Here is a 6,162-nt window from a genome sequence, read left to right on the forward strand (position 1 = left end):
AAAGAAATCATTAAATTTGCCACTTTTTGCAGTCGGGATATCTTCTGTAGTTAATTTAGATATATCCTCTATCTTACTACCTTTTCCCGTACCCTATGTTGTAATCTTAAACCCTCACAATAAAAAAGCAAACCCTGTAAAACCTTATTAAACTACTTCTTTTTCTTCCACTATCGGCAATTCATAGGCTGTTTTATATTTCATCATTCCGTATATAATGTTGACAAGCCTTCTCATAATACACACAAGTGCTTGTCCTTTTGTTTTACCTTCTTTAAGCTTCTTTTGATAGTACGCATGAAACACTGGGTTTCGTGGCATCTTACTTCCTTTTGCTACTTGCACTTGCTGTACAGCTAAATTATAAAATAAAGCGTGTAGCGCCCTGTTTCCTTGTTTGTTTTTATGCACCTTACCTTTCCCACCAGAACCAAAGTAAACAGGCGCAATCCCCGCAAATCGTGCTAATTTGTTGGCATTTGGAAATCGTCTTACATCTCCAATTTTTGCAATTAATGCTGATGCCGTCACAAGTTCTATTCCCGACATCGTTTCTAATTGATAATCTAGTAGTTTTACTAGCTGTTTTAATTCTCTCTCGATGTATTTCATTTCTGTCTTTTTAAACTCAATATCCCGTACAATACTTCTTACTAAAAAATCTCGTGTTTCTTGATATTCCTTCATTGTATGTCCATCTTCTTTTACAAGTTTTAATATTTCGCTTGCTTTCTTTACTGAACATGTATTGTTGCTAACATCTAATAAAAAAGCTGTTAATCGCTTTATATTCGTCCCCTCTAAACAAGAGGGTGACGGATATTGCTGCCAAAACGCTAATGCTGTTTTTCCATCTAACTCTGAGAAAAACTTTTTATAACTTGGATAATGGTGATTTAATTGAATATGTAATTGGTTCTTTAATGCACTTTGTGCTTTTACTAATGCATTCCTTCTTGAAACCAATTGTTGTATCGACCAAAATAAATCGTTTGGCTTTGCATCTGGTAATTGATTAAATTTGTTTACCAATATGCGTGCTACACATTCCGCATCCCAACTATCGTTCTTTTTAATCATTACCTCACTTTTGCGTTCTAAAAATGATAAAGCTGGATTTACTTCTTTCACTACCTGTTCGTGATCTACTAAATATTTTGCTAATGCTCTTCCATAACCACCAACATCTTCTAAACCAAATACAACAGTTATCCCATCACACACATATGTCTCTACTTCTAGTAAAAACTTCGAAAATGCAGATGGTTTATTCTCAAATTGTATTTCTCCTAGTTTCTCTTGCCAACAATTAATAATAACAGCCGTATGATGCTGCTTATGTAAATCTACTCCTACATACAAATAATTCTGCCTATTATGCATAACTCATCCCTCTATTCAATGATTTAGTCATATATAAAAATGTCGGCAACCTTAGTTCGAGCGTTCATCTTCCGATGCGCATAGGTACCCAAGCCTATCCATTTTCATAATTTCATAAGTACATATAGTAAAATGAGCGATTTTTTAAGTACGACTGTTATATAATTGCTGGATGTTGTCCTTTTGTTTGTATTTTCCCGTATTTATACATGCCACGATAAAAATTCTCTCTATCTAACATGCGTTTCACTTGTACTTTCGTAAACAGCTTCCCTTTCTCTATACAATAGCCTTCCATATTCAGTCTTTCTGCCAATTGAGTAAGTGACCAATGCTTAAAAAAGTGTCGTAGCTCAAATAGCCTACGTACAACGATTGCTTTATTAGTATCCACTTCTAACACTTTTTGTCCTTTGTTTGCCCTGTAACCAAACATCACACCGCCACCTGCATATCCACCTTGTTCCGCTTTCTTCTTTCTCCCTCTACTTAGCTTTAATGCAATCTCAAGACGTTGATATTGGTCTAATAGTTCTAACATGCCATTTACTAAAAAGTCATTTGGGTCATGCGTGTATATACTATAATTCGGTTGTTCAATTGCTTTCACATCTACCTTGTATTTCTTTAGCTCTCGTTGTATTAACACTTTTGCCATATCAGAGCGCCATAACCGAGATGTATTTAGTACAATAACTTTGCCCACTTGATGATATGCAATATCCGACAATAGCTCTTGTAGACCTTCACGTTCAACTGTTAATCCATCTTCATCAACAGTCGCTCCGCTTAATCCTCTATCCTCATACACACGAAGTAGTTCTAAATTATTTTCGTTACAGTAACGTTCAATCTCTTCTACTTGATACGCTAAACTATACCCATCACGTACTTGTCCTTCCGTTGAAACTCGTATGTAACCAACTACTTTCTCTCCCATATTGAGCCCCTTCCCGTTACAGCAATTAAAGTCCCTGTAACTTTTACCCGTTTTTTGCGGATAACGTGTGCATAACGTCCATCGTAAGCCCGAATTATAAAAATAAGCGTGCCTTTCCGGCCCGCATGACAAATAACCGTATAACATGACTTTTTTGTCAGATGTACGGTTATTTCACTTTATTTCTACATTCAGCTTGAATCATTTTTGACCAAGGCATATATTGCTTTAAAATTTCCGGGTGTTGATAGATATCTAGATTGGGTAAATCCGTCAGTAACTTTAATAAATATCGATAAAAGTCCACGCCGTTTGCTTTTGCCGTTTCCGTGATACTTAAACAGATCGCGTTGGCATTTGCAACAGCTTCACTAACTGAGTGGATCCAGTTTTTCCGACCGATCACACTTGGTCTAATGGCATTTTCAGCCGGATTATTATCAATTTCGATACGACCATCCATTAAAAACGCTTTTAGACCATTTGCTCTGTTTAAAGTATATTCAGCTGCCTTTGCTAGCGCATTTTTTCCGTAGAATGGTGATTTTTCAACCCAATCTAGGAATTTTTCAACGATAGGCTTAGAGTACTTTTGGCGCTTTTTCCTTCGCTGACTTGGAGACAAATGCTTGAATTTCCTTTCAAGTCGGTATAAATCGTCACAATATTTTACACCGATTTGTCCATTTTTGCTGTCTACTTTTAACCAGTAGCGACGGGTGTGCGCCCAACAATTCGCAAAAGTGACCCCTTCTATTTTGTCATAAGCAGAATAGCCATCACAAATAATGGTTCCAGAAAAGCCTTTGATAAAACTCTCAAGAACAGATCGAGCACGTGATAATGAACTTTTAAAAAGAGTTATTATTGGACCTTGGCTTGGCACACTTCGAAATACCCAATTATAGGCATTCGTTTGTCCAGACTTTCCATCGGAACGGTTAATAATTTGCCCATACGTTTCATCGACATGTAAAAGAGATTTAGTCATCATCAAATGCTTCATGTAGTCGTAAACAGGTAATAGCCAATCATGTGATGCACGGATGACCCAATTAGAGAGGTTCTTATCATTCGTATTTAAGCCATAACGATCCCATTCCTTTACCTGACGGTATAGGGGCAAATACTGTACAAATTTATCATAGATCACTTTGGCAAGTACGCTAGAACTCGCCATGCTCCGTTGAATAGCTGGTTGTGGTGCTTTCCCACGTTTAATCTTGGCTTGCTGAGATGAATCGCCTTTGCAGTTTTTACATTCATAAGCGTGTTCAATGTGCTGCACTTTCATCATTTTTGCCGGAATAAATTTTGCTTCTTCACGGACAACCGTACGACCAATTTCCATCATTTGATTTTGACAACAGTCACAGAGTGTATTTTCTGGATGATGGTGAATCTCCTCTATTTCAACATCATCACGTAATGAATCATTTCTCTTTTTCTTTTGAACATTTCGTACAACAGTATAAGAAATCGTCTGTTGGCTTTGTTCTTCTGTGTGCTCAGAACCAGGAAAAGATGGGTCATCATCAAATAGTGACACTTGTCCATCTGGTGCATTGTATTTAGACTTCTCTGTTTTCGATCCATATAAAAGCTTGTTCAAATGGCGGAGTTGTTCGGTTAGCGCCTCGTTCTGCTTCAATGATTGATCTAACTTTTTCGATAGTTCTTTATTTTGCTGATTCATCTGTGCCAATTGTTCTTCGAGAAGTCGAATTAATTTCTCAGGTTGATTCCCATTCGCAGAAGAAACGTTCGCCACACCCTTCACCACTTTCCGTTCGGTTTCGTTCTTTTTATTATAATCAGTTCGAACAGTGAAATAAAGAGAAAAATAAGGACTTGAGCGAATTTAGAACGCACCTTTTGGCGATGGTTGAATGGCCTTTGGTTGCTGAATCGATAGACCTTCAAGGAGCCAGCGAAGCTCCCGTTGTGTCAGTTTGCGTACTTCCTTTTCATCTTTGGGCCATTGGAGTTTTCCATTATCTAAACGTTTATAAAGCATGGCGAAGCCATCCCCATCGAAATATAAACATTTATAGCGATCTTTACTCCACCCTGCAAATAAAAAAATGGAATCCCCATACGGGTCCAGTTCGAAAGAATCCTGAATCAGTGTGGCCAATCCGTCAATGCCTTTACGCATATCCGTTTTTCCACAAATGATATAGATATTCTTCACATCCGTATAATCATGTTTCACCAATGTTTCAACTCCCTCATAACGGTTTGGATGATGCGCTCATCTATGCCAACATAGAAGGATATTTCAGCGTTTGCCGTTTTAATCATGCAAATACTGGGTGAAGGCTCTTTTGGAGAAGTGGATAGTAAAGATTTTTCATTTTCGGTATGCAATGTAACGGGGACGATCGTTAATTTTTGTTGTGGCATTAGGAAAGCACCTCCTTTGTTTGATAAATGTATCGTACCAGAAGGTGCTGCGTGTTTAATATGCGTTGTTTGAATGGGGGCTTACCGTCCATCCGTTAAAACGTACTTTACGATGACTTCAAAAAATAATACAACCCTTTATTTTTTCCTCTACTATCGTCGTACACTGTACATAGCCATTACAATCTATAAAACAACAATAAAAATTTAACACTTAATGCACTTATAAAATTATAATGCTCTTTTAAATTTCTACGCTCAAACGCAAAAAAGCACTTGTTGCCTCGAGTTGACAATCAAGTGCTTTAAGTTCATCTGTTTTTAAGTAGCATTAAATTTGTAAGTTTTATGGCAACAGTATGATACCTTTTATATGTCGTGACAACTACTACATTAAAAATTACGAGCTTGTACGAGTTCGTTAGTTTTATATACATTCCATGTGTTTATATTTATCACCCGGTAAAATGTCATCTCGCCTAAGCTCGTACTTTATTTTTTATTCTATCATTGCACATAACACTCTATGATGGTACAACCATCATGGAGTATGTACTTTTAAACAACCAATTCTTTTTCTTTCCACTTCAAAAATAAGTTCTTCCTCGTTCATTTGGCTTATGTGCTTTTTTGTTTTTAATTTCTAATCCCAATTGACAATTGCTTCTTGAAAGCTATCTTTTAAGTACTCATCAAAAGTTGAGTATCTAATTATTTCTTCCTTACTGATATCATCCCATCTTATAACATAGTAATCACCTTTCGTGTTAATACAATAAACAAATTCATCTACATTTTCAATAACCAAATAATTCTCTGATAATCCTAATTTTCTATATCTTTCAGTATCATCGACTACTGATGCATACTCCATTCCTTCTACTCCCAATACCTCAACTCCACAAATACCTCCTGAACCAAACCTTTTAACAAACTCTCTATATTGTGGCGGAAAAGTACAACCTAATTTTTTTTCAATCATAACTATGTTTTCGTCTGATATTTCTCCAAAAAAATCTCCTTTTTCAGTATATTGATTTATCATTTCTAAAATTTCCATATCCATTTCTTAATCACCTCAATCTAAATTATTAAAACGCCATTTCCAGTATTTTTTTCTAAAATTATTGTATTCCTGAATTATTCACCGCAATCTAAAACTTTGAGAATTTCATGAAATTTATAACGCTAAGGGAAATTGAGATCGAAAAAATAGCCTTGTTAGAGACGATTTGAAACGAGTCTTTGCGAGAAAACCAATTTTTGGGCAGACTTCCCCCTTGGTGCGAGTTCGATTTTTTTAAAATGGCTATTTAGTTAAATGTTAGCTGCTGCACACTGGTCAGTACATCCCAAAAGAAGCGTTCATAGACAAAGCTTGAGGACATTTTGAAATACAGTGAACGTCCGGATTTCACCAATTTACTCGCTAC

At 36.3% G+C, this 6,162-nt stretch carries 6 protein-coding genes; all 6 read right to left on the reverse strand.

What is annotated here, in order from left to right; translation table 11 throughout:
- Positions 1–147: 147 nt before the first annotated feature.
- Positions 148–1,383: an IS110 family RNA-guided transposase gene (locus J2S13_RS16240; protein ID WP_307258900.1), complete on the reverse strand. Its 1,236-nt coding sequence runs from the start codon at positions 1,381–1,383 to the stop codon at positions 148–150.
- Positions 1,384–1,540: 157 nt separating this feature from the next.
- Positions 1,541–2,323, reverse strand: coding sequence for a recombinase family protein (locus tag J2S13_RS16245; protein WP_307258902.1), 783 nt, complete (start codon positions 2,321–2,323; stop codon positions 1,541–1,543).
- Between the two features lie 169 nt (positions 2,324–2,492).
- The gene (tnpC, locus tag J2S13_RS16250) at positions 2,493–4,094 is read right to left on the reverse strand and encodes an IS66 family transposase (protein WP_307258903.1); all 1,602 of its coding nucleotides are present in this window, start codon (positions 4,092–4,094) and stop codon (positions 2,493–2,495) included.
- A 90-nt stretch (positions 4,095–4,184) separates the two neighbouring features.
- Positions 4,185–4,538 (reverse strand): IS66 family insertion sequence element accessory protein TnpB, encoded by a 354-nt coding sequence (gene tnpB / locus J2S13_RS16255; RefSeq protein WP_307258906.1) that lies wholly within the window; start codon positions 4,536–4,538, stop codon positions 4,185–4,187.
- The gene (locus tag J2S13_RS16260) at positions 4,535–4,729 is read right to left on the reverse strand and encodes a hypothetical protein (RefSeq protein ID WP_307258904.1); all 195 of its coding nucleotides are present in this window, start codon (positions 4,727–4,729) and stop codon (positions 4,535–4,537) included. The genes tnpB and J2S13_RS16260 overlap by 4 nt, the downstream gene beginning before the upstream one ends.
- Before the next feature lie 643 nt (positions 4,730–5,372).
- Entirely contained in the window at positions 5,373–5,795 is a 423-nt protein-coding gene (locus tag J2S13_RS16265) for an SMI1/KNR4 family protein (RefSeq protein WP_307258905.1), read from the reverse strand.
- Positions 5,796–6,162 lie beyond the last annotated feature (367 nt).

This window comes from Oikeobacillus pervagus, from assembly GCF_030813365.1.
In the GTDB taxonomy this organism is placed as follows: Bacteria; Bacillota; Bacilli; order Bacillales; family DSM-23947; genus Oikeobacillus; species Oikeobacillus pervagus.

What these genes read in the sequence shown, in the direction of transcription:
- J2S13_RS16265 (WP_307258905.1), bottom strand. Translation starts at nt 5,795, where the DNA reads ATGGATATGGAAATTTTAGAAATGATAAATCAATATACTGAAAAAGGA.
- J2S13_RS16245 (WP_307258902.1), bottom strand. Translation starts at nt 2,323, where the DNA reads ATGGGAGAGAAAGTAGTTGGTTACATACGAGTTTCAACGGAAGGACAA.
- J2S13_RS16240 (WP_307258900.1), bottom strand. Translation starts at nt 1,383, where the DNA reads ATGCATAATAGGCAGAATTATTTGTATGTAGGAGTAGATTTACATAAG.
- J2S13_RS16260 (WP_307258904.1), bottom strand. Translation starts at nt 4,729, where the DNA reads ATGCCACAACAAAAATTAACGATCGTCCCCGTTACATTGCATACCGAA.